This window comes from Streptomyces calidiresistens, assembly GCF_014141525.1.
Lineage (GTDB): Bacteria > Actinomycetota > Actinomycetes > Streptomycetales > Streptomycetaceae > Streptomyces > Streptomyces calidiresistens.
In genome coordinates, this window is the sequence record NZ_VKHS01001219.1 from 1 (window position 1) to 1,124 (window position 1,124).

1 protein-coding gene is annotated in these 1,124 nt (G+C 80.1%); it reads left to right on the forward strand.

Features of this window, described 5'->3' with window-relative positions; translation table 11 throughout:
- Positions 1–1,124: ABC transporter permease (locus FOE67_RS26500; RefSeq protein WP_182667356.1), on the forward strand; the 1,124-nt coding region annotated here is incomplete at its 3' end.

The window sequence follows — 1,124 nt, forward strand, 5'->3', positions numbered from 1 at the left end:
GTGGGAGGGGGCGCGGCGTGGTGGTCGCTGTGGCGCCTCGTTCCCGTCGCCGCCCTGGTCTGCGCCCTCGGCCTGCTCCCCCGCCTGACGGACACCGACCCCGCGCTGACCGTCCTCAAGGCCCGCTCCGCCGAACGCGACCCCGACCCCGAGGTGCTGGCCGCCATCCGCGCCGAACTCGGCCTGGACGGCTCCTGGTGGGGCCCGCTGTTCCAGTGGCTCGGCGGCCTGCCGCGCGGCGACGCCGGCACCTCCTGGGTCTCCGGCACCCCCGTGCTGCCCACCGTGCTCCCCGCCCTCGGCGCCTCGCTGCTGCTCATGGCCGGCGCCCTGCTGGTCGCCGCCGTGACCGCCGCCGCCGTGTGCTCCCGCACGCTGCTGCTCGGCGCCCGCCGCCGGCTCGCCGGCCGCCCCCGGGCCGGCGGGTTCTCCGCCGCGCTCGCCGCCCTCCCCGAGTTCCTCACCGCCTCGGTCCTGGCCGGGGTGGTCGGCGTACAGCTGGGCTGGCTGCCCGCCCTCGGCTGGTACGGGCCGCGCTGGATGATCCTGCCCGCCCTCGCCCTGGGCCTGCCCGCCGGCGCCGTCCTGGGGCGCCTGCTGGACGACACGCTCCCCGGCGCGTTCGCCGAACCCTGGGCCCGCGCCGCCACCGCCCGGGGCGTCCCCGGCGGACGCATCGCCCGCCACGCCCTGCGCCGCTCCCTGCCCGGACTGCTCCCCAACCTCGGCCTCTTCGTCGTCGGCCTGACCGGCGGCGCCGTCGCCGTCGAGCAGATCTTCGACATCCCCGGCCTCGGCCGGCTCACCCTGCGCGCCGCCATCGCCCAGGACCTCCCCGTCCTGCAGACCGGCATCCTCGCCCTGGCGCTGCTCGCCGCCGCCGTCGGCGTCGCCGCCCGGGCCGCCGCCCGCCCGCTGCTCGGCCCCGCCCTGCGGGACGGCGCCCTCACCACCCCGGCCCCCGTGCCGGCCGCCGACGCCGCGCCGGGCGCCCGGCGCGGCGTCCACCCCCTGGTGTACGGGGCGCCGCTGCTGCTCGTCGTGGTCGCCGGCCTGTTCCGCGACCCGCTCCACCTGGACACCGGTCGACGCCTCCTGCCGCCCTCCACCGCCCACCCCCTGGG